Raw genomic sequence first — 26,705 nt, forward strand, 5'->3', positions numbered from 1 at the left:
GCGAAGCCTCAGACGGTCTGGGCGGACAGCTTCCGGTATTCCAGGACGGTGTCGATGATCCCGTAGTCCTTGGCCTCTTCCGCGGTGAGGATCTTGTCCCGGTCGGTGTCCTTACGGATGACCGCGGGGTCCTTGTTGGTGTGACGGGCCAGCGTGGTCTCCATCAGCGTGCGCATCCGCTCGATCTCGGCGGCCTGGATCTCCAGGTCGGAGAACTGCCCCTGGATCACGCCGGACAGCGACGGCTGGTGGATCAGCACGCGCGCGTTGGGCAGCGCCATTCGCTTACCCGGCGTTCCGGCGGCCAGCAGCACCGCCGCCGCCGAGGCGGCCTGACCCAGGCACACCGTCTGGATGTCGGCGCGCACGTACTGCATGGTGTCGTAGATCGCCATCAGCGAGGTGAACCCGCCACCGGGTGAGTTGATGTACATGGTGATGTCGCGGTCGGGGTCCAGCGACTCGAGCACCAGTAGCTGCGCCATGATGTCGTTGGCCGAGGCGTCGTCGACCTGGACGCCGAGGAAGATGATGCGCTCCTCGAACAGCTTGTTGTAGGGGTTGGACTCCTTGACGCCGAAGCTGGAGTGCTCGATGAACGACGGCAGGATGTACCGCGCCTGGGGCTGGATCTGATTCACTGGGCTTCTCCGTTGGTGATGTGGGCGGCGCGGGTGATGATGTGGTCGACGAACCCGTATTCCAGGGCTTCCTGGGCGGTGAACCAGCGGTCCCGGTCGGAGTCGGCCTCGATGCGTTCGATCGGCTGGCCGGTGAATTCCGCGTTGAGCCGGAACATTTCCTTTTTGATGACGGCGAACTGCTCGGCCTGGATGGCGATGTCGGCCGCGCTGCCGGTCACCCCGCCCAGCGGCTGGTGCATCAGGATGCGGGCGTGCGGCAGCGCGTAGCGCTTGCCCTTGGTGCCGGCCGCCAGCAGGAATTCGCCCATGGAGGCGGCCATGCCCATCGCGTAGGTGGCGATGTCGCAGGGCGCCAGGACCATGGTGTCGTAGATCGCCATCCCGGCGCTGATCGATCCGCCCGGCGAGTTGATGTAAAGCGAAATGTCCTTGGTGGCGTCCTCGGCGGCGAGCAGCAGAATCTGTGCGCACAGCCGGTTGGCGATCTCGTCGCTCACCTCCGAACCCAGGAAGATGATGCGCTCGGAGAGCAAGCGCTCATAGACCGAGTCCGTGAGGTTGAGACCCTGCGAGTTCGAACGCATGTCAGTCACTTTGCTCACAGTTGGGGCACCTGCTTTCTCGAGTTCTTCTCTGCACCGACACTAACCAACCTGGCCCGCTGTTTGACGGCCACGCACCCCCTGAAATGGGCGCGTTCGCTCACAGCGTCATGGCCTCCGTCATTTCGCTTCGTCGTCGGAGCCGTCCGGGGCTTGGACCTCACTGCGCTCACCGGTCGCGCCGGACTCCTCAACCTCGCCGGTCGGCTCAGCCGCGCCGGACTCCTCGGGCTCCCCAGCCTCGTCGGCAGGCTCGGCCACGCCAGACTCCCCGGCCTCCTCAACCTCGCCAGCCTCGGCCTCCGGGCGCTTGCCGAAGAAATCACTGGTATCGATGGCGTTTCCATCGGTATCGGTGACCGTAGCGGCTTCGATCGCCGCGGCGATGGCCAGTCCGCGCCGCACGTCGGCGAACACGGCCGGAAGCTGGTTGTTCTCCTGAAGGTAGGCGAACAGCTGCCGCGGCTCGATGCCGTATTGCCGCGATGTCACCAACAGTCGTTCGGTGAGGTCTCCCTGGGCGACCTGGACCTGCAATTCGTCGGCCAGCGCATCCAGCAACAGCTGCCTTTTGACGTCCGTCTCGGCGGCGGCGCGCGTCTCGCTCTCGAACTCCTCGCGCGACTTGCCCTGCTCGGCGAGCACCTCGGCGAGCCTGGCCTCGTCGTGGTTGAGGCTGCTGAGCGCGCCGTGCATGGCGCTGTCGAACTGGACCTGAACGATCGCCTCCGGCAGCGGCACGTCGACCTGTTCGAGGAGAGCGTCGATCGTGGCGTTTCGGATCTGCTCCGCTTGCTGGGCGCGCTTGACCTGCCGCACCTGGTCGCGCAGCTTGGACCGCAGCTCGTCAATGGTGTCGAATTCGCTGGCCAATTGGGCGAATTCGTCGTCGGGCTCCGGCAGTTCACGTTCCTTGACCGACCTGACGGTGACGGTCACCTCCGCGTCCTGCCCGGCGTGTTCGCCGCTGACCAGCTGCGCGGTGAACTCGCGGGACTCGTCGACGGACAAACCGACGAGCGCCTCGTCGAGGCCTGCGATGAGCCGCCCGGAGCCGACCTCGTGGGACAGTCCCTGCGCAGCGGCGCCGGGGACGTCCTCGCCGTCGACGGTGGCCGACAAGTCGATCGAGACGAAGTCGCCGTCGGCCACCGGCCGATCCACCCCGGTCAGGGTGCCGAACCGCGCACGCAACGACTCCAGTTCGGCGTCGACGTCGGCGTCGGTGACCTCGATCGGCTCCACCGAAACCTTTAGCTCACTCAGGTCCGGAAGGGTGATCTTGGGGCGGACGTCGACCTCGACGGTGAAGGCCAGATCCTGGCCGTACTCCTTATTGGTGACCTCGATGTTGGGCTGGCCGAGCGGCTGGACTTCCGACTCCGCGACCGCCTGTCCATACCGGCCGGGCAGCGCCTCGTTGACGACCTGGTCGAGCATCGCCTCCCGGCCGAAACGGGCCTCCAGCAACTTCGCGGGCGCCTTCCCCGGCCGGAAGCCGGGCAGCCGCACCTGTTTGGCCAGCTCCTTGTAGGCCCGCTGGAAATCGGGCTCGAGTTCGGTGAAAGGCACCTCGACATTGATGCGCACCCGGGTGGGGCTCAGTTGCTCGACGCTGCTCTTCACGGGTGTGCTCCTCGGTGTCTGGTCGTGCCGCGGTACGGCGCTGGTTTGGTCGGGGTGACAGGATTTGAACCTGCGGCCTTCCGCTCCCAAAGCGGATGCGCTACCAAGCTGCGCTACACCCCGCGCTGACCTCGATGATCCTAAGGCCCTCCAGGGCCAGGTTCGCCACAGGCTTCGCAGCGACCTTCCATGACCTCTCAGAGACCCGTCAGACCTCACGGAGCGATCACGGAACCGCTTCGATTAGATTTGAAAGTCACCGCCAGATACAGTCTCGCTCGACTAATACTTGCGGGCGTAGCTCAATGGTAGAGCCCTAGTCTTCCAAACTAGCGACGCGGGTTCGATTCCCGTCGCCCGCTCGGAGCTAAGTTTTGCTCGGCAGAAAGGCGCCATGAGCGAAGTCCACATCAAAGGCTCATGCGCGTCGGACTTCGTCGGAGTGCGCGACGCGTTCGAGCGCAACTTTGCGCTGGGCAAAGAGGTCGGCGCGGCCGTCGCGGTCTGGGTCGACGGGGACCTGGTCGTCAACCTCTGGGGCGGCTGGGCCGACGCCGCAGGCACCCGTCCATGGCGACAAGACACCCTGACGACGGTGCTGTCCGGCACCAAGGGGCTGACGTCAACGTGCGTGCATCAACTGGCCGACCGCGGCGAGCTGGACCTGCAGGCGCCGGTGGCCCGCTACTGGCCCGAGTTCGGCCAGGCCGGCAAGGAGGCCATCACGCTGGCCATGGTGATGAGCCACCGGTCCGGCGTCATCGGGCCGCGCACCCGGATGAGCTGGGAGAAGGTCGCCGACTGGGACTTCGTCTGCGAGCAACTGGCCGCCGCCGAACCCTGGTGGGAGCCGGGCACCGCCCAGGGCTACCACATGACCACGTTCGGCTTCATCCTCGGCGAGGTGTTCCGCCGCGTGACCGGCCGCACCGTCGGTCAGTATCTGCGCACCGAGATCGCCGAACCGCTGGGCGCCGACGTGCACATCGGCCTGTCCCCCGCCGACCAGCGGCGCTGCGCCGAGCGGGTCAACAAGCCGCACGCCCGCGACCTGCTGGCCGAGGTGCATGCACCCGGCTACCCGACCAACCTGGCCGAGCACCCCAAGGCCGCGCTGTCGGTGTCCATGGGATTTGCGCCCGACGACGAGCTCGGCTCTCACGACCTGCGCCTGTGGCGCGAACTCGAGTTCCCCGGCACCAACGGCCAGGTGTCGGCGCTGGGATTGGCGACCTTCTATAACGCGCTCGCGCAGGAGAAGCTGCTCAGCCGTGAGCACATGGACCTGGTCCGGGTGTCGCAGGGCGGCCACGACACCGATCTGGTGCTGGGCCCGCGGGTCGCCGACCATGGCTGGGGGCTGGGCTACATGCTGAACCAGCGCGGCGTCAACGGGCCCAACCGCCGGATCTTCGGCCACGGCGGCCTCGGTGGCTCATTCGGGTTTGTCGACTTGGAGCACCGAATCGGCTACGCATACGTGACGAATCGCTTCGACGCCACCAAGGCCAACGCGGACCCGCGAAGCGTCGCCCTCAGCAACGAGGTCTACGCCGCGCTCGGAGTCCTCGAGCGGGCCCAGACATAAACCGCACCCCGCCGAACGGTTCGGCAGGGTGCGGTGGTGAAGAGCGTCAGTGATGATCCCATCCGGGACCGCCCGGTCCGCCAGGCCCGCCCGGGCCGCCCGGGCCGCCGGGGCCGGCCGGGCCACCGGGGCCACCCGGACCGCCCGGTCCGCGGTAGGGCTCGGGATGCGGGTTGGGCCCGGGTCCGCGCCAGTTGTCGTGGCAGTTGTTTCCGTCCCAGTTCGGACCCCAACCCGGGTCCCAGAAGTCTCCCGGGCACCACTGAGGGAAGGGCCCGGGCTGCGCGTGGGCTTCGGTCGCTACACCAAGCCCCGCCAGCCCCAGACCGACAGTCACCGCGAAAATCGTTGCAGCTAAACGTGGAAGAGTTTTCACGGTTCCCACCCATACCCCGACGAGACCGTGTCTAAACCAGAGACGCCAGCGTATCCCTTCTGGCAGCGACCCGCCGGGTGATGGCCTGCGGGTTTTCGGGCTGCTGGGGCGCTCCGTCATTTCTGGCACGCCGGGCACCAAAACACGTTGCGGCCCTCCAACACCGCCGTGCGGATCGGCTCGCCGCACACCCGGCACCGCTCGCCCGCGCGCCGATACACGTACGTCCGGGGCCGCCCGGGCCGGTACGACGGCGGGCCGTGGTCGTGTTCGGGCCGCACCACGATGATCTTGCCGCCGCGCAAGCCGACATTCATCAACGCCACCAGATCCGTCCACGCCGCGTCGAACTCCGCCTCGCCGATCCCCCGGCCGGGCCGGAACGGGTCGATGCCGTGGCGGAACAGCAACTCGCTGCGGTAGACGTTGCCCACCCCGGCGATGACGGTCTGGTCCATCAACAACGCGCCAATCGGCCTGCGCGACTTGGTGATTCGGGCCCACGCCCACGACGGGTCGGCGTCGCTGCGTAACGGGTCGGGACCGAGCCTGGCCACCACATCGGCGACCTGGGCTTCGTCGATCACCTCGCACACCGTCGGGCCGCGCAGGTCGGTGCCGTAGTCGGCGCCGACCATCCGCATCCGCACCTGCCCGACCGGCTCCGGTAGGAGCCCATCGCCGGGGCGTTGCCATTCGGTGAAGGTGCCGTACAGGCCGAGGTGCACGTGCACGATCGGGCCGCCGGCGTAGTGATGAAACAGGTGCTTGCCCCACGCGCTGGCGCTGCGCAGCACCCGGCCGTCCACCGCGGCCGATTCGGTGAACCGGCCCTGCGGGCTGGACACCGCAACCGGCGAGCGAGCGAATCGGCGCTGGTGCAGCCGGGCCAGCCGGTGCAGGGTATGGCCTTCGGGCACGGTGCCGACTCAGGCCGGGGCGCCGGGCACCGGCGGCGCCTGGTGAGTGCGTTCGTACTCGGTGAGGATGTCGATACGCCGTTGGTGGCGTTGGGCTTTCGACCACGGAGTGCTCAGGAACGCGTCCACGAAGGACAGCGCCTCGGCCACGGTGTGCATGCGGCCGCCGATGCCGATCAACTGCGCGTTGTTGTGCTCACGCGCCAGCGTCGCCGTCTCGACGCTCCACGCCAGCGCGCAGCGGGCTCCTGGGACCTTGTTGGCGGCGATCTGCTCGCCGTTGCCCGATCCGCCGAGCACGATGCCCAGGCTGTCGGGGTCGGCCACCGTGCGCGTCGCGGCGGCGATGCAAAACGCCGGGTAGTCGTCGTCGGGATCGTAGCTGAAGGCGCCGCAGTCGATCGGCTCGTGCCCAGATTCCTTGAGGTGCTCGACGATCTGTTGCTTGAGCTCGTATCCGGCGTGATCGGAACCCAGGTAGACGCGCATGCCGGACATCCTTACCCGCCGACCCGCCCAGTGTGAACCCCGCGACGCAATTCTCGGCGTGTCGCGTCGCTGGTTTCACTGTCGGCGCCTCGGCGGCGGCCCGACTGATCGCGGCGATCGCCAGCGCGGCGAAGCCGGGCGCAGCGGGTCGCCGCCCGACTGGTCGCGGCGATCGCCAGCGCGGCGGAGCCGGGCGCAGCGGGTCGCCGCCCGACTGGTCTAGTCGAATTCGGGCGGCTCGGTGCGGGTCCGCTTGAGCTCGAAAAAGTGTGGGTAGGACGCGAACGTCACCGAGGCGTCCCACAGCTTGCCCGCCTCCTCGCCACGCGGGATTTTCGAGAGCACCGGCCCGAAGAACGCCACACCGTTGACGTGGATGGTCGGCGTGCCGACATCGTCACCGACCACGTCCATCCCGGCGTGGTGGCTCTTGCGCAGCGCGTCGTCGTAAGCGTCACTGTTAGCGGCCTCGGCAAGCTCCGCCGGCAGGCCGGCATCGGCCAACGACAGCTTGATGACCTCGTCGAGGTCTTTGTTGCCCTCGTTGTGAATCCGGGTGCCCATCGCCGTGTACAGCGGGTCCAGGACGCCGGAACCGTGGGCTTGCTCGGCGGCGATGGCCACGCGCACCGGCCCCCACGCCCTCTTCATGTTTTCCCGATATTTCTCCGGCAGTCCTTCGCGGTTTTCGTTCAGTATCGCGAGGCTCATGACGTGAAAGTTCACCTCGATATCGCGAACCTTCTCCACCTCGAGGATCCAGCGCGACGTGATCCAACACCACGGGCACAGCGGGTCGAACCAGAAATCGGCTTGGTTTTTCACCGGGGCCTTCTCGGGCATAGCGCAGTCCTCTCCTGGAGAGCCAGACACGGTTCAGAACACCGCCTGGCACAACCGTAGTCACCGCGCGTCTGTTCCCGCCCTGTGGCGCCGGCCCGCCACGCTTTAAGTTGGACGCATGGCCCTTCCTAACCTGACCCGGGACCAGGCTGTCGAACGCGCCGCCCTGATCACTGTCGACAGCTACCAGATCAGCCTCGATGTCACCGACGGCTCCGATCCCAGCGGCCCGTCCGGCGAAGGGACCTTCCGGTCCACCACCACCGTGGTGTTCGACTCGCTCGCCGGCGCCGACACCGTCCTCGACATCGCCGCCGACAGGGTACGCAGCGCCACCCTCAACGGACGCGACCTCGATGTCTCCGAATACGACGAATCGACCGGCATCCCGCTGCGCGGACTGGCCGAGCGCAACGTCGTCGTCGTCGACGCCGACTGCCGCTACTCCAACACCGGTGAGGGTCTGCACCGCTTCGTCGACCCGGTGGACGACGAGACCTACTTGTACTCGCAATTCGAAACCGCCGACGCCAAGCGGATGTTCGCCTGTTTCGACCAACCCGACCTCAAGGCGACATTCGACTTGCGGGTGACCGCACCCCGGCACTGGAAGGTGATCTCCAATGGAGCTACCGCATCCGTGGAGAACGGCGTGCACACCTTCGTCACTACCCCGCGGATGAGCACGTACCTGGTGGCCCTGATTGCCGGTCCATATGCGGAATGGAAAGACTCCTACACCGACGAACACGGCGAGATCCCGCTGGGCATCTACTGCCGGGCCTCGCTGGCGCAGCACATGGACGCCGAGCGGTTGTTCACCCAGACCAAGCAGGGATTTGGCTTCTACCACAAGAACTTTGGGTTGCCGTACGCGTTCGGCAAGTACGACCAGCTGTTCGTTCCCGAATTCAACGCCGGCGCAATGGAAAACGCCGGAGCGGTGACGTTCCTCGAGGACTACGTCTTCCGCAGCAAGGTCACCCGGGCTTCCTATGAGCGGCGCGCCGAGACGGTGCTGCACGAGATGGCGCACATGTGGTTCGGGGACCTGGTCACCATGACATGGTGGGACGACCTGTGGCTCAATGAGTCATTCGCGACCTTCGCGTCGGTGCTATGCCAAAGCGAGGCAACCGAATTCACCGAGGCGTGGACGACGTTCGCCAACGCCGAAAAGTCGTGGGCCTACCGGCAGGACCAGCTCCCGTCGACGCACCCGATCGCCGCCGACATCCCCGACCTGGCCGCTGTCGAGGTGAATTTTGACGGAATCACCTACGCCAAGGGCGCTTCGGTGCTCAAGCAGCTGGTCGCCTACGTCGGGCTGGAGCAGTTCCTGGCCGGGCTGCGCGACTACTTCCGCGCGCATGCCTACGGCAATGCCACGTTCGACGATCTGCTCGCCGCGCTGGAGAAGGCGTCTGGCCGCGACTTGTCGAATTGGGGTCAGCAGTGGCTGAAAACCACTGGGCTGAACACGCTGCGGCCCGATTTCGACGTCGACGGCCCGGGCCCCGAGGGCAGGTTCACCCGGTTCGCGGTGACGCAGAGCGGCGCGGAGCCGGGCGCGGGTGAGACCCGGGTGCACCGGCTGGCCGTCGGGATCTACGACGAGGACGGGGCCGGCAGGCTGGTGCGGGTGTGCCGGGAGGAGCTCGACGTCGAGGGTTCCGTCACGGAAGTTCCCGCGCTGGTTGGTGTTTCGCGCGGCCAGCTGATTTTGGTCAACGACGACGACCTGACGTACTGTTCGCTGCGGCTGGACGCCCAGTCGCTACAGACCGCGCTGGCGCGCATCGCCGACATCGCCGAGCCGCTGCCGCGCACGCTGGTGTGGTCGGCGGCGTGGGAGATGACCCGCGAGGCCGAGCTGCGTGCCCGCGACTTCGTGGCGCTGGTCTCGGGCGGCGTGCAGGCCGAAACCGAGGTCGGGGTGGCGCAGCGGCTGCTGCTGCAGGCGCAGACGGCGCTGGCGTCCTACACCGAGCCGGGCTGGGCCCGCGAGCACGGCTGGCCGCGGTTCGCCGACCGGCTGCTGGAATTGGCCCGGAGCGCGCCGCCCGGGTCGGATCATCAGCTGGCCTTCGTCAACGCGCTGTGCTCGTCGGTGCTGTCGACCCGGCATGTGGTGACGCTGGCCGACCTGCTCGACCACGATCCCGCCGACCTGGGGTTGGCGGGCCTGGAGATCGACACCGACCTACGCTGGCGCATCGTGACCGCGCTGGCCACCGCCGGCGACATTGACGCCGACGGGCCCGCAACGCCCTTTATCGACGCCGAAGTTCAGCGCGACCCGACCGCGGCGGGCAAGCGCCACGGCGCCCAGGCGGCCGCGGCGCGGCCGCAACCGCGCGTCAAGGAAGAAGCTTGGACGACGGTGGTCGAGGACGACACCCTGCCCAACATCACGGCCCGGGCGATCATCGCGGGCATCGTGGCGCCGGGGCAGGGCGAGCTGCTCACGCCGTTCACCGCGCGCTACTTCGAGGCGATACCCGGGGTGTGGGCGCGGCGCTCCAGCGAGGTCGCCCAGACGGTGGTGATCGGCCTCTACCCGTCCTGGGACATCAGCGATGCCGGTGTCGCGGCGGCCGATGAGTTCCTGGCCGCGCCCGAGTCGGAGGTGCCGCCCGCCTTGCGGCGCCTGGTCCTCGAGGGCCAAGCGGGAGTAAAGCGGGCGTTGAAGGCGCGCCGGTTCGACGGCGCCGGCTAGCGCGCACCTCCTACCGCGCCGAGCGTGCGTGGGCTAGCTGCGCGCCGAGCGTGCGTGTTTGCACACCATCGACCGGCGTGTCGCGTACAACTGCGCACCCTCGACGGCCCACCGCAACGATCTTTGCGGGAATGACCATCACCGGGCGCTGGCTCTCCTGATGCGCGACATCGCACATTTCGAGGCCGCCCACCCTTGGGGTCGTCCTGGGTAGCGGCGGACGGCCGCGATGGCAGCGGCCTGCCAGTGCTCATCGATCAGCCGGCGGATCGTCTCGTCAGCCGATGCGCGCCGCCGAACTCCTCGCGACCGATCCGCAACACCCGCTCACGTGCAACACCCAGCCAGTATGCAGTCATGTTCGCAGTTTTGTTGACCCAAAGCAGGCCCAGGTCATCACCAGAGTGATCAAGGTTTTCAGGCCGAAACGCTAGAGCCGTTAGGCCGGGGAGATCCCCGCGCTGAGCACGCGGATGGCGCTGACCAGCCCGTCGACCAGGTGACCCTGTTCGAACGCCGATGAAGCGGCGGCCACTCCCAGCGGTGCGGCCGACTCGGCGCCGCGCCCGCGGACCTGTGAGCCGTACACCACCTCGATGACGGACTGGTTAGGCGAGACGGCGAGCAGCACCGCGTTGTTCGGCGTGGATACCTTGGCCAGAATCTCGCGAGCCCGCGCGGCGGTGTCGCTACCCAGGTCGCCGAGGTAGATGGCGAACCGCGCCCCGGACGCCCGCGAAGCGTATTTCAGGGCGTCGTCGATGGCGACGAGGTCTTTGATCGGAAACGGGTAGTGCACGGATAGCTCTCCGGGCTGGGTGACACCCGAGATCCGTCCGCTGGTGGTGATCACCGAGCCCTTGGGCAGCTCGGTGGGCTCGATCGTCGCTACCTCACCAGGTGCCACTGGCGCCACCTCCAACCGAAAACTCCGATGTGCCATGTCCGCCGTGCGCACCGCCGACGTCCTCGTCGGTGGCAGCCCACAGGATCGGCGGATGTGTCCACTTCTCCGACAACTTGTAGGTCGCGGGATGGGGTCCCTTGTGCGACCAGACCAGCGCCGACAGCACGGCCACCAGCAACAGCGGGATTCCGATGAAGAAGAGGTGAATCTCCAGAAGGCTCACGACGCAAACCGTATCCCACCGGGTGATCTACCCGCACACTCGGACTCAAGAATTTGTCGCCCACGGATCTGACGGCTCGTGCGCTGCTCGTCATTGTGTCCGCGTTGGTGAGAAGTCGCTGCCAGTGGCTAATTGGCATTTCTGGACGACCGAGACCCATCACGACATGCCGGCAGGGTTGGGCAACAACCTCCACAACCCATGACGAGCCGACGTCAGCGATTGGATAGCCCAAAATCCATGGAGTAGAACCGATTTCACGTCAATATTGGCCTCATGGATGAAACATCATCCGACTGGCATTGGTCATGTCTCCCGCATGCCAATTGAGAATCACACTAATAAACGATGGCCCCTTCTTGCGAAGGGAGGTCTCCCCCGCGGGAACCTTCGGCAAGGCAACAGGATGCCAGTCGATGGAGGACAATCCCTACGATCGGATCGATCACCAAGAAACCGGTAAAGGCCGTCAGGCCGCGCCCTCACCGAGGTATCGAGCCCAGGCCGGATCCAGTTCCTTGACCGTCGACAGCAGCCGCCAGTGCTGGCCCGTCGGCGGCAGTGGTACCCGGCGCAGCGCCCAGCCAAGCTCGGTGAGCAGCTTGTCGCCCTTGCGGTGGTTGCACGTCGAGCAGCACGCGACGCAGTTCTCCCAGGAGTGGTCGCCTCCGCGGCTGCGCGGCACCACGTGGTCGACGGTGTCGGCCTTCGCCCCGCAATAGGCGCAGCAGAAACGGTCGCGGTGCATGAGCGCGGCCCGGGTCATCGGGACCCGGGCGCGGTAGGGAACCCGCACGTAGGACCGCAGCTGGATCACCGACGGCACCACGATCGACCTGGTCGCCGAGTGGATCACCGGTCCGGCGGGGTCGTCGTGCACCACGTCGGCCTTGCCGCAGATCACCATGATGATGGCCCGCCGCATCGGCAGCGCGGTCAGCGGCTCGTAGGTGGAATTCAGCAGCAACACCCGCCGGCGGCTCCACACCGACACGGTCTCGTGGCGGGTGGGCGGATGGCTATCGACACTGTGCAGGCATGACGCGGTTGCGGGTCCGGTTAGCCCTGCCGCGGCACCGGAACTGCGGTGGCTGCGGCGTCTCTTGCCCTGCGCCATAGATCCTCCGCGGATAGTCCACCATGATTCGCCGCCAATCGCACCCCTATTGCAGGTGCGCGCCGTGTCGAACCGGTGAACAGCGGGGCATCTCACGGCCCGCCGCGTGTCGCCGCCCCGGCGATACACCACAATGGAGGGGATGGATCAAGTGAGCTTCTACGACGCTGTCGGCGGTGCCGAGACGTTCAAAACGATCGTGTCGCGCTTCTATGCGCAGGTCCCCGAAGACGAGATCCTTCGCGACCTGTATCCCCCAGACGACCTGGCCGGCGCCGAAGAACGGTTGCGCATGTTCCTCGAGCAGTACTGGGGCGGCCCGCGAACCTACTCCGACCGGCGCGGACACCCGCGGCTGCGGATGCGTCACGCCCCGTTCCGGATCACCCCCATCGAGCGCGACGCCTGGCTGCGGTGCATGCACACCGCCGTCGCGTCCATCGACTCGCGCACCCTGGACGACGAGCACCGCCGCGAGTTGCTCGGCTACCTGGAGATGGCCGCCCACTCCCTCGTCAACTCACCGATTTGATGTCCGGCCACGAAACGCAGCGGCCTTGGTGGTCGAACGCCGTCTTCTACCAGGTCTATCCGCGGTCGTTCGCCGACAGCGATGGCGACGGCGTCGGCGACCTGGACGGACTGACGGCCCGGTTGGGGCACCTGGAACGGCTGGGTGTCGACGCGATCTGGCTCAACCCGGTCACCGTCTCGCCGATGGCCGACCACGGCTACGACGTCGCCGATCCCCGCGACATCGACCCGTTGTTCGGCGGGCTGGCGGCGTTCGAGCGGCTGGTCGACGCGGCGCACCGGCGGGGTATCAAGATCACTATGGACGTGGTGCCCAACCACACCAGTTCCCAGCACCCGTGGTTTCAGGCGGCGCTGGCCGCCGGCCCCGGCACCGACGCCAGGGAGCGCTATTTCTTTCGCGACGGACGCGGCCCCGGCGGGGCGCTGCCGCCGAACAACTGGAAGTCGGTGTTCGGGGGGCCGGCCTGGACGCGCGTGGTCGAACCGGACGGCAACCCCGGCCAGTGGTACCTGCACCTCTTCGATGCCGAGCAGCCCGACCTGAACTGGGAGCACCCCGACGTCTTCGACGACTTCGAGAAGACGCTGCGGTTCTGGCTGGAACGCGGTGTGGACGGCTTCCGCATCGACGTCGCGCACGGGATGGCCAAGCCGCCCGGCCTGCCGGACACGCAGGGCGACATGAGGGTGTTGCACCACAGCGACGACGACCCGCGCTTCAACAACCCCGACGTACACGCGATCCACCGCGGCATCCGCGCGATCGTCGACGACTATCCCGGCGCGGTAACCGTCGGCGAGGTGTGGGTCACCGACAACGCCCGCTGGGCCGAGTATCTGCGGCCCGACGAACTGCACCTCGGCTTCAACTTCCGGCTGACGAAGATCGACTTCGACGCCGCCGAAATCCACGACGCGATCCAGAATTCGCTGGCGGCCACGGCGATCGAAAACGCCACCCCCACCTGGACGCTGTCCAACCACGACGTGGGCCGCGAGGTCACCCGCTACGGCGGCGGCGCGATCGGGCTGCGCCGGGCGCGGGCCATGGCGATGGTGATGCTCGCCCTGCCGGGCGCGGTGTTCCTCTACAACGGCGAGGAGTTGGGCCTGCCCGACGTGGAGCTGCCCGACGAGGTGCTGCAAGACCCGACGTGGGAACGCTCGGGACACACCGAACGCGGCCGCGACCGCTGCCGGGTTCCGATCCCGTGGTCGGGCGACGCTCCCCCGTTCGGGTTCTCCACGAGCCCCGACACCTGGCTGCCGATGCCCGCGGACTGGTCGGCGCTGACCGTCGAAAGGCAGAACGCGGATCCCGACTCGACGCTGTGGTTCTTCCGGCGGGCACTCGAATTGCGCAGGAGGCGAAGCGAATTCGATGGCAACGAGATAGATTGGTTGGACTCGCCCCGCGATGCGCTGATATTTCGGCGCCGCGGCGAGGGTTTGGTGTGCGCGCTGAACGCCGGCCGCCGGCCGATAGCATTGCCGCCCGGAGAACTCCTTTTGGCCAGCGCGCCCTTGGTCGACGGGCACTTGCCGCCGGACGCCGCGGCGTGGCTGGTGTAATCGGGCCACCTGGGAGGCGGTCAGATCGTGACGAACCCCAGCTCCTCGGCGACCTGGCACTGCGCCTCGTCGCGCGAAGCGAATGCCCGAGACTCGCCGGGCGCCAGCAGCAGCGGAACGGCAATGACCGCCACTGCCAGATGCCAAGCGTCCATCGCACGCAGCGCGTGACGGCGGACGAGTTGCAGGGCGTGCCGCTCAATCTGGTCTTGTGGCGCGCCGAGCACGATCACCGGGCCCGCGAGGTCGGCGTCCAGCAGCCCGAGTAAGCCCTTTTCGTCGCCGCGGCCGGCCCGCGCGGCCCGCACCAGCGCGCCCGAGACTTCGATCCTTGTCCACGTCCCGGTAACGGTCGCAATGTCTGGGTCGGCTAGCAGCGAGTTGGCCTCCTGGTGCCCGTCCTCGTCCACGAGATAGGCGCGGGCCAGCACCGACGAGTCCAGGTAGACAATCACGGCCGCTCGCGCTCTTGCGCAAGCAACAGATCGATCTGTGGGCCTAGGCCACGGGTCGACTCGATAATTCGCCGCCGTCGCTCTGCACTGACTGGTCGCGCACTCACGCGGCGTAACGTGCCCGCGGCGACCGCCGCGGCGCGTAACTGCACACGCCGATCGCCACCGTCGGCGTCGGCGGCCGCGTCGAGAATCTCAGTTGCGACCGCGTTCAGGCTGCGCCCCTCGCGCGTGGCACGCGCGGCCAACCGGCGATGAACGTCCTCAGGCACCCTAAGTAAAAGCTGCTTCACGCCACTGATGATATCAGTGGCACACGGGCGATAGCATACTCTGATGTCGGGCGCCGATTCGGCGCTTCGCTGTTCGTTGCTTTATATCTAGTACATGGCGCCCTACGCGTGGACGGTGATCGGAGCTGGGCCCGCCGGAATTGCCGCGGTGGGCAGGCTGCTGGATCAGGGGATCTCGCCCGACAAGATCGCCTGGATCGATCCCGCCTTTGCCGCGGGCGACCTCGGCCAGAAGTGGCGAGCCGTGTCGAGTAACACCGTCGTTGGGACATTCCTGAGCTTCTTGAATGCCTCCAGTTCGTTTCGGTTCGCAGAAGCGCCCCCGATGCCGCTGCGGGACGTCAACCCCGAGCAGACGTGTGCCCTCGACCTGGTCGCGGATCCCTTGGTTTGGGTCACCCAGCACCTGCGCGAGCGGGTGCAAATCTTTCAAACGACGGCCACCGCGCTCTGCTTGGCGAGAAGGCAGTGGAGAATTGAAACGCCGCAACACGAAATCGCTTCCGAGAACGTGATCCTCGCCGTCGGCTCGGTGCCCAAGAAGCTCGACTATCCCCAACTGGACGAGATTCCGGTGGAAGTCGCTCTCGATCCCGACAAGCTCGCCGAGCAGCCGCTGGAGGGTGCCACGGTTGCCGTCTTCGGTTCATCGCACTCATCGATGATCGCCTTGCCGCATCTGCTGCGCCACCCGGTCGAGAGGGTGATCAACTTCTACCGCAGCCCGCTCAAATACGCTGTGTACCTAGATGATTGGATTCTCTTCGACGATACCGGTTTGAAGGGTCAAGCGGCCGTGTGGGCCCGGGAGAACATCGACGGGGTGTATCCGGAACGGCTGGAGAGGTGCTGGGTGTCCAGCGCCGAATTCAGCGAGAAACTCCAAGCCTGCGATCGCGTCGTCTATACCGTTGGCTTCGAGCGGAGAAAGCTGCCCGAGACGCCCCAGTGGGGCCGGCTGGATTACAACCAAAGAAACGGGATCCTCGCCCCTGGTCTGTTCGGGCTGGGCATCGCGTTTCCGGAGTACGCGGAAGACCCCTACGGCTACGGGCAATACCGGGTGGGGCTCAAGAAATTCATGGACTACCTCGACGCGGTTCTTCCCTTGTGGATGGTCTATGACACCTGACAGGCACCTTCGACGATCGACATAAACTCAACGTGATTCGTTTCCGGGTCGCGGTCGGCGTTTCGCGCGCCGCGCGAACGCAGCTCAGCGCAATACCAGCGCCGGATGCCCACGGCGTCGGTACACCGACCCGAACTTGGCGTCGACCCGCAGCCAGGACGGCAACACCCGGACCCGGACTATCTCGTCGGGCCCGATCGCGTCGGGCGACCTTGGCAGGAAACCCATTGCGGTCAAGGCGAACACACAGCGCATGGGGAGCCCCACGCTGACGTCGGCCGAACTGACTCGAATGACCTCCTGGTCGAGCAGCGAGACCGGCGGACCATGGGAACTGCCGTGTTCCTTGGCGAGTCGCGCCCCCCGCTGCGCGAGGTCCAGCATCACCCTGGCGGGCACGTCGTCGAGATGGGTGAAGCCGGATTCCGGGGGCAACGCACCCCGCCAGGCGGAGTCCATCGCGAAGCCCGGATCGACATAGCCCGACGCGTCCACCGCCGACAGGCCGCGCGCCAGCGCGTCGGCGGCCGCCGACAAATCGTCGGGCCGCACCTCGCCGACCACCACCCGGCTGGCCAGAACATCGAAACCCGTTGCCACCCAGGCCGTCAGCAACCCGGCGGACCGGGCCCGCAACCGGATGACGGCGGCGTCGTCCAGCCGCATCGCATGATCGACGAACGTGGCCAGATCCCCGCGATGGGCGGCGTGACGCAGCCACAGCCCGCGCTCGGCTACCGGATCCACCGTTGCAAATACTCCCGATGGTGCGACGCGAGCCGCACCAGCCGCTGCTCCTCGATATGGAAGGCGGCCAGCTGCGACTCGGCGATGACGGCGGGCTTCGACTCGCGATCGGCGTTGACTGATCGCACCTCGTACCCGAGCGTGAAGTCCACCGCCCGCAGCCGCTTGGTCCAGATGGTCACCTGCAGGGGCGAATCGGCCAGCCGCAGTTGGCCTTTGTAGGTGACCCGGACGTCGGCGATCAGCAGGCCGGTGGACGTGATGTCGGCGCCGAACGCGTCCCGCAGAAACGGGACGCGTGCCTCTTCGAGGATCGTGACCATGGTGGCGTGGTTGATGTGCTGGTACATGTCGATGTCCGACCAGCGCACCGGCACGGGCGCGACGAACCCGACGCTCAACTCGACGACCCTCTGCCGCTGGTGCGGGTCATCCGGCGGATCTGCCGCGCCGCCACCGACAGCGTCGCGAGATCCTTTGCCCCGCTTTCCTGGATCTCGCGCAGCGTCCGCCGGGCCCGCTCCACCCGGGATGCGCTGATGTGTTCCCACTCGGCGATCTTTTCCTCGCCACTCTCGTCGGGCTCTCCGACGGCGAGCACATCGAAACTCAGCGAGCGCAGCGAGGCATAGATATCGTCGCGAATCGCCAAGCGCGCCAACGACTGCCAGCGGTCGAGTCGGGGTAGCTCCGACACGGCCGTCAGCAGGGCGTCGGTGCCCAGCCGGTCCATCAGGGCGAAATAGGTGTCGGCCACTTCGGCGGCGTCGATTTCGGTGATGTCGCCAATGTCGATGATGTCGAGCAGGCTGAAGCGGTATAGGCCGGCGGCGACGATGTAGGCCAAGTCGTCCGGTGCGCCCTGCGAGGCGAATTCCGCGGCTTCCTTTTCGACGATGGCCTTGTCGTCACCGCGCAGCCACTCCGACATCCGCGGCGTCAGGTCCTTGACCTTCGCGGCGAACCGGTTGATCTCGGCGCCGACGGCCAACGGCTGCGGGCGGTAGTTGAGCAGCCAGCGTCCGGCGCGGTCGATCAGCCGTCGGGTATCCAACGTGAGCCTATCCGAGACCGCCACGGGCAGGTTGGCCGCGCGGATCCGCCGCCAGATGTCACCCACCCCGAAGATGGCATCGGTGGCGACATAGGTGCGCACGGCGTCGATCGGCCCGACACCGACGTCTTCGGTGATCCGGAAGGAGTAGCTGATGCCCGCGGTGTCCACCAGGTCGTTGATCAACATGGTGGTGACGATCTCGCGGCGCAGCTGGTGCCCGCGGATCTCCGGGGTGAACCGTTCCCGCAGCGGTGTCGGGAAGTATTGCGGCAGCCGGGACGCGAACACGTCCTGCTCCGGCAGTTCGGTGGTCAACATGTCCTCTTTGAGCGCCAGCTTGACGTGTGCCATCAGCGTGCACAGCTCGGGTGAGGTGAGCCCGATGCCGACCTCGGTGCGCCGATGAATCTCCTTCTCCGACGGCAGCGCCTCCAATTCGCGGTTGAGCCCACGCTTTTCCAGGTACTTGATCTGCATCGCGTGCACGGGCAGCAGGCTGGCCGCGTTGGCGCGGCTGGTGCCGATCAGGTCGTTTTGGTCCTCGTTGTCGGTGAGCACCAGCCGGGCGACCTCGTCGGTCATCGACTCCAGCAGCGCCGTGCGCTCGTCGGCCTTGACCTTACCTTCGGTGACCAACGAGTCGATCAGGATCTTGATGTTGACCTCGTGGTCGGAACAGTCCACACCGGCGGAGTTGTCCATCGCGTCGGTGTTGATCCGCCCGCCGGACAAATCAAACTCGACGCGGCCGCGTGCCGTCACCCCGAGATTGCCGCCCTCACCGATTACCTTGGCGCGCACCTGATTTCCATTGACCCGCACCGGATCATTGGCACGGTCGCCGACGTCGGCGTCGGACTCGGATTCGGCCTTGATGTAGGTGCCGATGCCGCCGTTGAACAGCAGGTCCACCGGCGCCTGCAAGATCGCCCGAATCAGGTTGGGCGGGGCCATTTCGGTGATTTCCCCGTCGCCCGGGCCGTCGATGCCGAGGGCGCGGCGGACCTGCGGGCTGACCGGAATCGCCTTGTGCTCACGGCTGTACACCCCGCCGCCCTCGCTGATCAGCGACTTGTCGTAGTCGTCCCAGCTGGACCGCGGCAGGTCGAACATCCGCCGGCGTTCCCGCCACGAGACCGCGGAATCGGGATCGGGGTCCAGGAAGATATGCCGGTGGTCGAAGGCGGCGAGCAGCCTGATGTGTTCGGAGAGCAGCATGCCGTTGCCGAACACGTCGCCACTCATGTCGCCGATGCCAACGACGGTGAAGTCCTCGGTCTGGGTGTCGACCCCCATCTCCCGGAAGTGGCGTTTGACGGCCTCCCACGCGCCCTTGGCCGTGATGCCCATGGCCTTGTGGTCGTAGCCCACCGATCCACCGGAGGCGAACGCGTCGCCCAGCCAGAATCCGTAGGACTTGGCGACGTCGTTGGCGATGTCGGAGAAGGTGGCGGTGCCCTTGTCCGCGGCCACCACCAGGTAGGCGTCGTCGCCGTCGCGCCGTATCACCTCCGGCGGCGGGCTGACCTTTTTCGTCGCGTGGTCGACGTTGTCGGTGACGTCGAGCAACCCGGAGATGAACAACTGATAGCAGGCCACACCCTCGGCGCGGGTGGCGTCGCGGTCGGCAGCCGCCCCAATCTTCGGGCCGGAAGGCAGCGGCGGCCGCTTGAGGACGAACCCGCCCTTGGCCCCGACCGGCACGATGACGGCGTTCTTCACCGCTTGCGCCTTGACCAGGCCCAGGATCTCGGTGCGGAAGTCGTCGCGGCGGTCGGACCAGCGCAGGCCGCCACGCGCCACCGGACCGAACCGCAGGTGCACGCCTTCGACGCGGGGTGAGTACACGAAGATTTCGTACTTGGGGCGCGGCAGCGGAAGCTCGTCGATCAGCTGCGCATCAAGTTTCAGTGCGAGCGCGTTCCTGGCGCGGGCCGAACCCTCCCGTGTCACAAAGTAGTTGGTTCGCAACGTGGCCTGAACCAGCGACGCGAACGCACGCAGGATGCGGTCGGTGTCCAGGCTCACCAGCGCGTCGATGTCCGCCGCGACCGCGGCGGCGGCCGCCTGCGCGTCGCGACTGGTCGGCGACCCCTTAAAAGAGGAACCCCGTGGGTCGAATAGGGCCTCGAACAGCGTGACCAGTGATCGCGCGGTGGAGGGGTGCTCGTTGAGCACCGATTCGATGTAGGACTGGCTGTACGGAAACCCCGCCTGCCGCAAGTACTTTGCGTAGGCGCGCAGGAGCACGACCTGCTGCCAGGTCAACCGCGCGCGCATCACCAGCTCGTTGAACCGGTCGACCTCGACGCGGCCCTGCCAGATCGCGGTGACCGCGTCGGCGAATCGCTTTGCGGTCGAGTCCCGTTCGGCCGCCGTGGCCGCCGGTGGGACCGTCGGGTGCAGTTGGATTTTGAACTGGTAGATCCACACCGGCAGCCCGTCCTGCCGGGTGACCGTGAACGGCCGCTCCTCGAGCACGACGACGCCCATGCTTTGCAGCATCGGCAGCAGCTGGCTCAACGAGGCGGTCTGCCCACCCAGAAACCAGGTCAGCTGCGCCGCGTCCGTACCTTGTTCGGAGAACACCAATTTGACCGAATCGGCGGAAAGCTCGTCGATGATCGCGATGTGCTCGATGGCGTCGGCGGGCGTGACGGCCTGCTTGTAGGCCTCGGAAAAGGCGGTGGCGTAGTGCTCGGCGTCGGCGTGCCCGACGGTGCCTTCGGGGCCCGTCGCCGCGGCGATCAGGCGATCGCCCCAGGTGCGCGCGGCCTCGCTCAGCAACCCCTGGATCCGGATCCGGTTGGCTTCGGAGACGTCGACCGGCGCGGCGGCCGGGCCGGTGTCGTCTTTCTGGGGCAGCCGAACCATGAAATGCATTAGCGCCCAAGGTGATTCACTGACGCGAGCGGTGAACTCCAGGCGCGTCCCGCCGAACTCGCGGACCAGGATGTCCTCGATCTGCAACCGCACCGCCGTGGTGTAGCGGTCACGCGGCACATAGACCAGGCACGAGACGAAATACTGCAGCCGGTCGGCCCGCAGGAACAACAACGCGCGCCGTTGGGATCCAAGATCCACCACCGCTTTGGCCATCGCCAAGAGCCGTTCGGCGCTGAGCGTGAACAGCTCCGAGCGCGGGACGGTCTGGATGACGTCGAGCAGCAGCTGGCCCGGGTGGATGGGATCGCTGTCGGCCATCGCGAGCGCTTTGCGGACCCTGCGCGAGACCATCGGGATGTCCAGGACGTCCGCGTTCATGGCGGCGACCGTGAAGAGCCCGAGGAAGCGGTGCTCGACAACCCCGCCCTTGACGTATTCGCGAACCGCGATGACGTAGGGGTAAGCGCCGTAGCGCAGGTAGCTGCCGACGACGGATTGCGCCAGCACCAGGAGTTTGTCGTCGTCGGTCAACCGGGGGCGGGAACCGGTGCGGGTGCGCAGGACGCCCAGGCTGCTGGAACCGTCGCCGGAGACCAGGCCGTCATGCACCCGGCAGTGCTGGTAGCCGAGCAGCAGGAAATTCCCGTTGCCCAGCCAGCGCAGTAGCTCCGCGACGTCTTCGCGGTCCGGCGCCGAGAAGCGGCCGTGCGCGTCGGCTTCGACGGCGGCGGCCAGGTCGCTCAGGGTGGTGATCAACTCCGCGGCGTCGCGTGCGACTTGTTCCACGTCGGTCAGGACCCTGGGCAACAGCCGTTCGACCTCGGCGAGGGCTTTGCTGTCGACGGAAGGCAAAAGTTGGACGTATATCCAGGCCTCGCCGTTGTATTGCGACGCGTCGGGCGGTTTCGGTGCCACGCTGAGCAGGTCGCCCGCCGCGCTCCGCTGGACCGCAAACACCGGGGCCATGATGCCCGCGTAGGGGACGCCGAGCCGGTGCAGCAGCACCGTGACGGAGTCCAGCAGCATGCTGCCGTGATCGGTGACGACCTGTAGGGCGGGCCCGAACCCGGCGGGGTCGTCCGCCTGGTACACGCAAACGCAGCTTCTGGACTCCGGGCGGCACTCGCCGAGCCGGTAGTGTGCGCGCAGCATGGCGGGAGTCACCATGGCCGCGGGGTCTTCACCGGTTTCTGGGGTTCCCGGCTCGTCACCGCGCGGCCCGCGGTAGCTCTCGATGTAGGCGTCCGCGATCCAGTCGGGAACTTCGTCACCCTTGGTGAACGCGGTCCACGGCTCGAGATCCTGCTTAGCTCCGGGATCGATCGTCATACCGATTGCTCCCAACTCACTGCGAACGCCGGGGATACCGGCGCGTCGGCACAGCTGACACTAGTCGCGGGTCAGCTTGCGGTGGGTCACCCTGTGCGGCCGGGCGGCCTCGACGCCGAGTCGTTCAACCTTGTTCTCTTCGTAGGCGCCGAAGTTGCCCTCGAACCAGTACCACCGGGCCTCGTTGTCGTCGTCGCCTTCCCACGCCAGGATGTGGGTGCACGTCCGGTCGAGGAACCAGCGATCGTGTGAGCTCACCACCGCGCAGCCGGGGAAGTTCATCAGGGCGTTTTCCAGCGAGCCCAGGGTTTCGACGTCCAGGTCGTTGGTCGGCTCGTCGAGCAGGATCAAGTTGCCGCCCTGTTTGAGGGTCAGCGCGAGGTTGAGCCTGTTGCGTTCGCCGCCGGACAGCACCCCGGCCGGTTTTTGCTGGTCGGGGCCCTTGAACCCGAACGCCGACACATAGGCCCTCGACGGCATCTCGTAGTGACCGACTTCGATGTAGTCAAGCCCGTCGGAGACGACCTCCCACACGGTCTTCTTGGGATCGATGCCCGCGCGATCCTGGTCCACATAGCTCAGCTTGACGGTCTCGCCGACCTTGACGGTGCCGCTGTCCGGCTGCTCGAGCCCGACGATGGTCTTGAACAGCGTGGTCTTGCCGACCCCGTTGGGACCGATGACCCCGACGATGCCGTTGCGCGGCAGGGTAAAGGACAGGTCCTTGATCAGGGTGCGCCCGTCGTAGCCCTTGTCGAGGTGTTCGACCTCGACAACCAGGCTGCCCAGCCGGGGTCCGGCGGGAATCTGGATCTCCTCGAAATCGAGTTTGCGCGTCTTCTCCGCCTCGGCGGCCATCTCTTCGTAGCGCTGTAGCCGCGCCTTGCTTTTGGCTTGGCGCGCCTTGGTTCCGGAGCGGACCCAGGCCAGCTCCTCGGTCAGCCGCTTCTGCAGCTTGGCGTCCTTGCGGCCCTGCACCGACAGGCGCTCGGCCTTCTTCTCGAGGTAGGTCGAGTAGTTGCCTTCGTATGGATATGCGCGCCCACGGTCGAGCTCGAGGATCCACTCCGCGACGTTGTCCAGGAAGTACCGGTCGTGGGTCACCGCCAGGATCGCCCCCGGGTAGGCGGCCAGGTGCTGTTCGAGCCACTGCACGCTTTCGGCGTCCAGGTGGTTGGTCGGCTCGTCGAGCAACAGCAGGTCGGGCTTGGACAGCAGCAGCTTGCACAGCGCCACGCGGCGGCGCTCGCCGCCGGACAGGTTCGTGACCGGCTCGTCGGGCGGCGGGCAGCGCAGCGCGTCCATGGCCTGCTCCAGCTGCGAGTCGAGGTCCCACGCGTCGGCGTGGTCGAGATCCTCCTGCAGCCGGCCCATTTCCTCCATCAGCTCGTCGGAGTAGTCGGTGGCCATCAATTCGGCGACCTCGTTGAAGCGGTCGAGCTTGACCTTGATCTCGCCCAGGCCCTCTTCCACGTTGCCGCGAACGGTCTTCTGCTCGTTCAGCGGCGGCTCCTGCAGCAGGATGCCGACGGTGGCGTCGGTGGCCAGGAAGGCTTCGCCGTTGTTTGGCTTGTCCAGGCCGGCCATGATCCGCAAGACGCTCGACTTGCCGGCGCCGTTGGGGCCGACGACACCGATCTTGGCGCCCGGGAAGAAGCTCAACGTGACGTCGTCCAGGATCACCTTGTCGCCGTGCGCCTTGCGGACCTTCTTCATCGTGTAGATGAACTCAGCCATGCCGCGGTTTTGCCTTTCTGGTCTTTGAGATTGATCTCGCGGACCATCCTAGGCACCGCCCGGCGGGCCCGAGCCCACAGCTAAGCCGACAGTGGCAGTGGGCCGGGTTCGGCGGTGGCCTCACCGGGCTGGGCCGGGTCCCCGCCGGCCGCGACCTCATCGGTACCCGCGGTAGCCGGTACGGCCGCCGGCCCTGCGCCCGTGTCGGGGCCGGTGTAGCCGGGCTTTTCGATGCGCACGAAGACGCGCGACAGGTCGGGACCAACGGAGGTCGCCCGCATCTCCAGCGACGAGCGGCGGTTGCCGTCGCGGTCCTCGTACTCGCTGGTGTAGACGTGGCCCACCACGATCACCGGCGCGCCCTTGCCTAGCGCGGCGCCCACACCGGTGACCAACTTCCCCCAGCAGTTGACGGTGATGAACAGCGAGTTGCCGGGCTCCCAGCCGCCGTCCGCGGTACGGCGGCGCGAGTTGCTGGCCACCCGGAACTTGACGACCTCCTGATCGCCGACCTGGCGGCGCTGCAGATCGTTGACGATGTGACCGACCACGGTCAACGGTGTTTCGAACATTGGCTTCAGATTCCTTTCGTAGTTTGCGCTCGTGTCTGATGCCCATTCAGCGCCGGGTCACCGACAAGCCGGACCGGCCCGCGCGGCGTGGGAGAGGGTTTGTGGAGAAGGCCGCAACTGTGGATAAGCGCCCGCGGGACGCTCGGGGCTGTCGAAGGGTTCGCGAGCGTAACGCCAGCGCGAAAAATCGGAAGGAAAATCGCAGTGGCGTTCCGCTCGCGGAAGCTCAGCACGCTCGCGGAAGCCCAGCGGACTCGCGGAAGCCCAGCACGCCCGCGGAAGCCCAGCGGGCTCGCGGAAGCTCAGCACGCTCGCGGAAGCTCAGCGGCTGCCCGACCCGCCGCGGCGCGCCAGCTCGGCCAACATCGCGTTGTAGGCGACCAGCTCGGCGTCATCGTCGCGGTCGGCCGCCCGGTCCAACCGCCGGGCGGTCCGCGCATCGCTGCGCGCCCACTGCACGAGCAGCGCGATCATGACGATCACCAGGGGTACTTCCCCTGCCGCCCAGGCGATTCCGCCGCCCAACCGCTGATCGCCCAGCAGGTCGGTGTGCCAGCTCAAACCCAGCGATCGATAATAGGCGGCGCCGAGTACCGTCCGGGTGCCCATCAGCACCACCCCGAAAAACGCGTGCAGCGGCAACGACGCGAACACCACCGCCACCTTGGCCAGCGGCGGGATCGGGCGCGGCGTGGGGTCCACCCCGATCACGATCCAGTAGAACAGGTAGCCGCTGAGCAGAAAGTGCACGTTCATCGCCAAATGCCCGGCGTGACTGCTCACCGCGGCGTCGAACAGGCTCGACAGGTACAGCCCGTAGAAGCCGGCGACGAACAAAAAGGTGGCGACCACCGGATTGGTGAGGAACCGCGACAGCCGGCTGTGCAGCGCGGCCAACAACCACTCCCGCATGCCCGGCGGATTGTCGCGGCCGGCGGCGGGCAGCGCCCGCAACGCCAGGCTGACCGGGCCGCCCAGCACCAGCAGGATGGGGACCAGCATGGACAGCCCCATGTGGGCGACCATGTGCATGCTGAACATCGCCGGCATGTAGCGACCGACGCCCGACGACGTCACGAACAGCAAAGCCAGGCAGCCCAGCAGCCAGGCGAGGGTGCGGCCCGGCGGCCAGTGATCGCCGCGGCGGCGCAGCCGCAGCACCGCCGCCACGTACAGCGCGGCCAAGACGATTGCGGCGGTGCCGAAGATCAGGTCGAAGCGCCAGTCGAACAGGATGCGGGCCACGGTGGGCGGTCCGTCGAAGTCGTAGCCGATCTCGGCTTCGGGAATCGACGGGAGCCGGATTGGGGGCGGTGGCGGCGCGGTGCGGCCCAGCCCGACGGCAACGCCGAAGGTGAGTCCGAAAACCGCGGCCTCGATCAGCGCCAGCCGGACCAGCGCGCCGCGCGCTTCCGGCTCCGCTTGCAGTGCGGCAACCGCGGAGCGCCGCTGTCGCCAACCCAGGACGCCGAGCGCGCACAGCGCGACGAATTTGGCGACCACCAGGCGCCCGTAACCGGTGGTCAGCAGGTCGGACGGCAAGACCCGGACCAAGGCGTTCATCAGCCCGCTGAGCGCCATCGCGGCCCAACACCACACCGCGATCATGGAGAAACGCCGGGCCGCCAGGCCGGTGTGCTCACCGTTGCGCAGGGCGTGGGCGAGCAGGGCGAGCAGGCCACCGGCCCACAGGCCGGCGGCGACGAGGTGGATCAGCAGGCTGTTGGTGGCCAGGTCGTGCGAGCCGCCGGCCGACGAGTGGCCGGTCAGCCCGAGCGGGATGAGCGTCACCAGCGAGCCGGCGAGCAGCAGCGGCGTCCACGACCAGCGCAGCACCGACAAGCTCGCCAGCGTGACCGCCGCGGCCAGGAACGCGGTCCAGCGCCAGGCGGAGGCGGTGGTGATCAGGCCGGCCAACGACCAGATCGTCACCGGGTTGAGGTGATCGGTCAACGGATGACCGGACACGTCGGAAATGGTCAGCGGAACCAGCAGGGCCGCACACACCGCCCACACCCCCGACGCCACCGTCCCGAGGCGCAGCGCGCGGTATCCGGCGGCGTCGAGGACGCCGCTGCTTTGCGGCGGCACCAAAAACGCCGCGAAGAGAAACGACCCGACGGCCAGCACGGCGGCGACCTCCCCCGCCGCCCGGACGAACGGCAGCCCCAGCGTGGTCGCCGGGCCGGGGTCGGGCAGCCCGGTGGCGGTCAACGCACCCGCCAGCGACAGCGCCCCGATTCCGGCGGCCGTGCAGCCCGCCAGCACCGCGACGCCGATCAGCGGCGGCCACACCAACGCGCGGCGCGTGGCTACGGGCTGGTCAACCGTCAT

The 26,705-nt window shown here is 67.3% G+C and carries 22 protein-coding genes, 2 tRNA genes and 1 pseudogene; 6 read left to right on the forward strand and 19 right to left on the reverse strand.

Features of this window, described 5'->3' with window-relative positions; genetic code table 11:
- Positions 1 to 8 precede the first annotated feature (8 nt).
- The 4 genes and pseudogenes from clpP2 to K3U93_RS16270 all read right to left on the reverse strand — a co-directional run bounded on the left by clpP2 (position 9) and on the right by K3U93_RS16270 (position 2,995).
- A complete protein-coding gene (clpP2, locus tag K3U93_RS16255; RefSeq protein ID WP_083010524.1) occupies positions 9 to 641 on the reverse strand; it encodes an ATP-dependent CLP protease proteolytic subunit ClpP2 in 633 nt (210 codons plus the stop codon).
- Positions 638 to 1,246, reverse strand: coding sequence for an ATP-dependent CLP protease proteolytic subunit ClpP1 (gene clpP1, locus K3U93_RS16260; RefSeq protein ID WP_139796933.1), 609 nt, complete (start codon positions 1,244 to 1,246; stop codon positions 638 to 640). The genes clpP2 and clpP1 overlap by 4 nt, the downstream gene beginning before the upstream one ends.
- Before the next feature lie 237 nt (positions 1,247 to 1,483).
- Positions 1,484 to 2,872: pseudogene (tig, locus tag K3U93_RS16265) on the reverse strand (trigger factor); the annotation flags it as partial.
- A gap of 46 nt (positions 2,873 to 2,918) precedes the next feature.
- Positions 2,919 to 2,995 (reverse strand) — tRNA-Pro (locus tag K3U93_RS16270).
- Positions 2,996 to 3,163: 168 nt separating this feature from the next.
- Between K3U93_RS16270 and K3U93_RS16275 the strand changes: the two genes are divergently transcribed.
- Positions 3,164 to 3,234: transfer RNA gene (locus K3U93_RS16275), tRNA-Gly, on the forward strand.
- 32 nt (positions 3,235 to 3,266) lie between these two features.
- Positions 3,267 to 4,460, forward strand: coding sequence for a serine hydrolase domain-containing protein (locus K3U93_RS16280; protein WP_083010522.1), 1,194 nt, complete (start codon positions 3,267 to 3,269; stop codon positions 4,458 to 4,460).
- A gap of 46 nt (positions 4,461 to 4,506) precedes the next feature.
- On the opposite strand, the gene K3U93_RS16285 is transcribed toward K3U93_RS16280, so the two are convergent.
- The 4 genes from K3U93_RS16285 to K3U93_RS16300 form a co-directional block, all read right to left on the reverse strand.
- Complete coding sequence (locus K3U93_RS16285) at positions 4,507 to 4,797, reverse strand: Mtp family mycobacterial-type pilin (RefSeq protein WP_230981334.1); 291 nt, start codon at positions 4,795 to 4,797, stop codon at positions 4,507 to 4,509.
- 155 nt (positions 4,798 to 4,952) lie between these two features.
- Positions 4,953 to 5,756, reverse strand: a complete 804-nt coding sequence (locus tag K3U93_RS16290; RefSeq protein ID WP_083010521.1) for an Fpg/Nei family DNA glycosylase — start codon at positions 5,754 to 5,756, stop codon at positions 4,953 to 4,955.
- Between the two features lie 9 nt (positions 5,757 to 5,765).
- The gene (locus K3U93_RS16295; RefSeq protein WP_071513429.1) at positions 5,766 to 6,245 is read right to left on the reverse strand and encodes a ribose-5-phosphate isomerase; all 480 of its coding nucleotides are present in this window, start codon (positions 6,243 to 6,245) and stop codon (positions 5,766 to 5,768) included.
- 219 nt (positions 6,246 to 6,464) lie between these two features.
- Positions 6,465 to 7,088 carry an Rv2466c family mycothiol-dependent reductase gene (locus K3U93_RS16300; RefSeq protein WP_083010520.1) on the reverse strand — a complete coding sequence of 208 codons (624 nt, stop codon included), beginning with the start codon at positions 7,086 to 7,088 and terminating at the stop codon, positions 6,465 to 6,467.
- Positions 7,089 to 7,206: 118 nt separating this feature from the next.
- On the opposite strand from K3U93_RS16300, the gene pepN reads away from it, so the two are divergent.
- Complete coding sequence (gene pepN, locus K3U93_RS16305) at positions 7,207 to 9,807, forward strand: aminopeptidase N (protein WP_083010519.1); 2,601 nt, start codon at positions 7,207 to 7,209, stop codon at positions 9,805 to 9,807.
- Positions 9,808 to 10,246: 439 nt separating this feature from the next.
- Here pepN and K3U93_RS16310 read toward each other — a convergent pair whose 3' ends face one another.
- The 3 genes from K3U93_RS16310 to K3U93_RS16320 form a co-directional block, all read right to left on the reverse strand.
- The gene (locus tag K3U93_RS16310) at positions 10,247 to 10,714 is read right to left on the reverse strand and encodes a DUF5130 domain-containing protein (RefSeq protein WP_083010518.1); all 468 of its coding nucleotides are present in this window, start codon (positions 10,712 to 10,714) and stop codon (positions 10,247 to 10,249) included.
- Entirely contained in the window at positions 10,701 to 10,928 is a 228-nt protein-coding gene (ctaJ, locus tag K3U93_RS16315; protein ID WP_083010600.1) for an aa3-type cytochrome oxidase subunit CtaJ, read from the reverse strand. The genes K3U93_RS16310 and ctaJ overlap by 14 nt, the downstream gene beginning before the upstream one ends.
- A gap of 478 nt (positions 10,929 to 11,406) precedes the next feature.
- Complete coding sequence (locus K3U93_RS16320) at positions 11,407 to 12,054, reverse strand: HNH endonuclease (RefSeq protein WP_083010517.1); 648 nt, start codon at positions 12,052 to 12,054, stop codon at positions 11,407 to 11,409.
- 142 nt (positions 12,055 to 12,196) lie between these two features.
- On the opposite strand from K3U93_RS16320, the gene K3U93_RS16325 reads away from it, so the two are divergent.
- Together K3U93_RS16325 and K3U93_RS16330 are read left to right on the forward strand one after the other, a co-directional pair.
- The gene (locus K3U93_RS16325; RefSeq protein ID WP_083010516.1) at positions 12,197 to 12,586 is read left to right on the forward strand and encodes a globin; all 390 of its coding nucleotides are present in this window, start codon (positions 12,197 to 12,199) and stop codon (positions 12,584 to 12,586) included.
- Complete coding sequence (locus tag K3U93_RS16330; protein ID WP_083010515.1) at positions 12,586 to 14,163, forward strand: glycoside hydrolase family 13 protein; 1,578 nt, start codon at positions 12,586 to 12,588, stop codon at positions 14,161 to 14,163. Before K3U93_RS16325 ends, K3U93_RS16330 begins: the two co-directional genes overlap by 1 nt.
- A gap of 20 nt (positions 14,164 to 14,183) precedes the next feature.
- Here K3U93_RS16330 and K3U93_RS16335 read toward each other — a convergent pair whose 3' ends face one another.
- Together K3U93_RS16335 and K3U93_RS16340 are read right to left on the reverse strand one after the other, a co-directional pair.
- A complete protein-coding gene (locus tag K3U93_RS16335) occupies positions 14,184 to 14,618 on the reverse strand; it encodes a type II toxin-antitoxin system VapC family toxin (protein ID WP_083010514.1) in 435 nt (144 codons plus the stop codon).
- Entirely contained in the window at positions 14,615 to 14,911 is a 297-nt protein-coding gene (locus K3U93_RS16340) for a FitA-like ribbon-helix-helix domain-containing protein (protein WP_176219956.1), read from the reverse strand. The genes K3U93_RS16335 and K3U93_RS16340 overlap by 4 nt, the downstream gene beginning before the upstream one ends.
- A 115-nt stretch (positions 14,912 to 15,026) precedes the next feature.
- Between K3U93_RS16340 and K3U93_RS16345 the strand changes: the two genes are divergently transcribed.
- Entirely contained in the window at positions 15,027 to 16,043 is a 1,017-nt protein-coding gene (locus tag K3U93_RS16345) for an FAD/NAD(P)-binding protein (protein WP_083010599.1), read from the forward strand.
- Between the two features lie 84 nt (positions 16,044 to 16,127).
- On the opposite strand, the gene K3U93_RS16350 is transcribed toward K3U93_RS16345, so the two are convergent.
- The 6 genes from K3U93_RS16350 to K3U93_RS16375 all read right to left on the reverse strand — a co-directional run bounded on the left by K3U93_RS16350 (position 16,128) and on the right by K3U93_RS16375 (position 26,705).
- The gene (locus K3U93_RS16350) at positions 16,128 to 16,790 is read right to left on the reverse strand and encodes a DUF8010 domain-containing protein (RefSeq protein WP_083010512.1); all 663 of its coding nucleotides are present in this window, start codon (positions 16,788 to 16,790) and stop codon (positions 16,128 to 16,130) included.
- Positions 16,778 to 17,191 carry an acyl-CoA thioesterase gene (locus tag K3U93_RS16355; protein ID WP_083010511.1) on the reverse strand — a complete coding sequence of 138 codons (414 nt, stop codon included), beginning with the start codon at positions 17,189 to 17,191 and terminating at the stop codon, positions 16,778 to 16,780. Before K3U93_RS16355 ends, K3U93_RS16350 begins: the two co-directional genes overlap by 13 nt.
- Positions 17,188 to 22,062: an NAD-glutamate dehydrogenase gene (locus tag K3U93_RS16360; protein ID WP_083010510.1), complete on the reverse strand. Its 4,875-nt coding sequence runs from the start codon at positions 22,060 to 22,062 to the stop codon at positions 17,188 to 17,190. The genes K3U93_RS16355 and K3U93_RS16360 overlap by 4 nt, the downstream gene beginning before the upstream one ends.
- 60 nt (positions 22,063 to 22,122) lie before the next feature.
- A complete protein-coding gene (ettA, locus tag K3U93_RS16365; RefSeq protein ID WP_083010509.1) occupies positions 22,123 to 23,799 on the reverse strand; it encodes an energy-dependent translational throttle protein EttA in 1,677 nt (558 codons plus the stop codon).
- A gap of 80 nt (positions 23,800 to 23,879) precedes the next feature.
- On the reverse strand, positions 23,880 to 24,371 hold the full coding sequence (locus K3U93_RS16370) for a single-stranded DNA-binding protein (RefSeq protein WP_071513381.1): 492 nt from the start codon (positions 24,369 to 24,371) through the stop codon (positions 23,880 to 23,882).
- Positions 24,372 to 24,692: 321 nt separating this feature from the next.
- Complete coding sequence (locus K3U93_RS16375) at positions 24,693 to 26,705, reverse strand: bifunctional copper resistance protein CopD/cytochrome c oxidase assembly protein (RefSeq protein WP_083010508.1); 2,013 nt, start codon at positions 26,703 to 26,705, stop codon at positions 24,693 to 24,695.

Origin of the sequence: Mycobacterium malmoense (assembly GCF_019645855.1) — a bacterium.
Lineage (GTDB): Bacteria > Actinomycetota > Actinomycetes > Mycobacteriales > Mycobacteriaceae > Mycobacterium > Mycobacterium malmoense.

Bases quoted from the DNA above. Each gene is read 5' to 3' on its own strand.
- pepN (WP_083010519.1), top strand. From the start codon at position 7,207: ATGGCCCTTCCTAACCTGACCCGGGACCAGGCTGTCGAACGCGCCGCC.
- K3U93_RS16320 (WP_083010517.1), bottom strand. From the start codon at position 12,054: ATGGCGCAGGGCAAGAGACGCCGCAGCCACCGCAGTTCCGGTGCCGCG.
- K3U93_RS16330 (WP_083010515.1), top strand. From the start codon at position 12,586: ATGTCCGGCCACGAAACGCAGCGGCCTTGGTGGTCGAACGCCGTCTTC.
- K3U93_RS16325 (WP_083010516.1), top strand. From the start codon at position 12,197: ATGGATCAAGTGAGCTTCTACGACGCTGTCGGCGGTGCCGAGACGTTC.
- K3U93_RS16280 (WP_083010522.1), top strand. From the start codon at position 3,267: ATGAGCGAAGTCCACATCAAAGGCTCATGCGCGTCGGACTTCGTCGGA.
- K3U93_RS16375 (WP_083010508.1), bottom strand. From the start codon at position 26,705: ATGACGGTTGACCAGCCCGTAGCCACGCGCCGCGCGTTGGTGTGGCCG.
- K3U93_RS16300 (WP_083010520.1), bottom strand. From the start codon at position 7,088: ATGCCCGAGAAGGCCCCGGTGAAAAACCAAGCCGATTTCTGGTTCGAC.
- K3U93_RS16370 (WP_071513381.1), bottom strand. From the start codon at position 24,371: ATGTTCGAAACACCGTTGACCGTGGTCGGTCACATCGTCAACGATCTG.
- K3U93_RS16295 (WP_071513429.1), bottom strand. From the start codon at position 6,245: ATGCGCGTCTACCTGGGTTCCGATCACGCCGGATACGAGCTCAAGCAA.
- ettA (WP_083010509.1), bottom strand. From the start codon at position 23,799: ATGGCTGAGTTCATCTACACGATGAAGAAGGTCCGCAAGGCGCACGGC.
- K3U93_RS16360 (WP_083010510.1), bottom strand. From the start codon at position 22,062: ATGACGATCGATCCCGGAGCTAAGCAGGATCTCGAGCCGTGGACCGCG.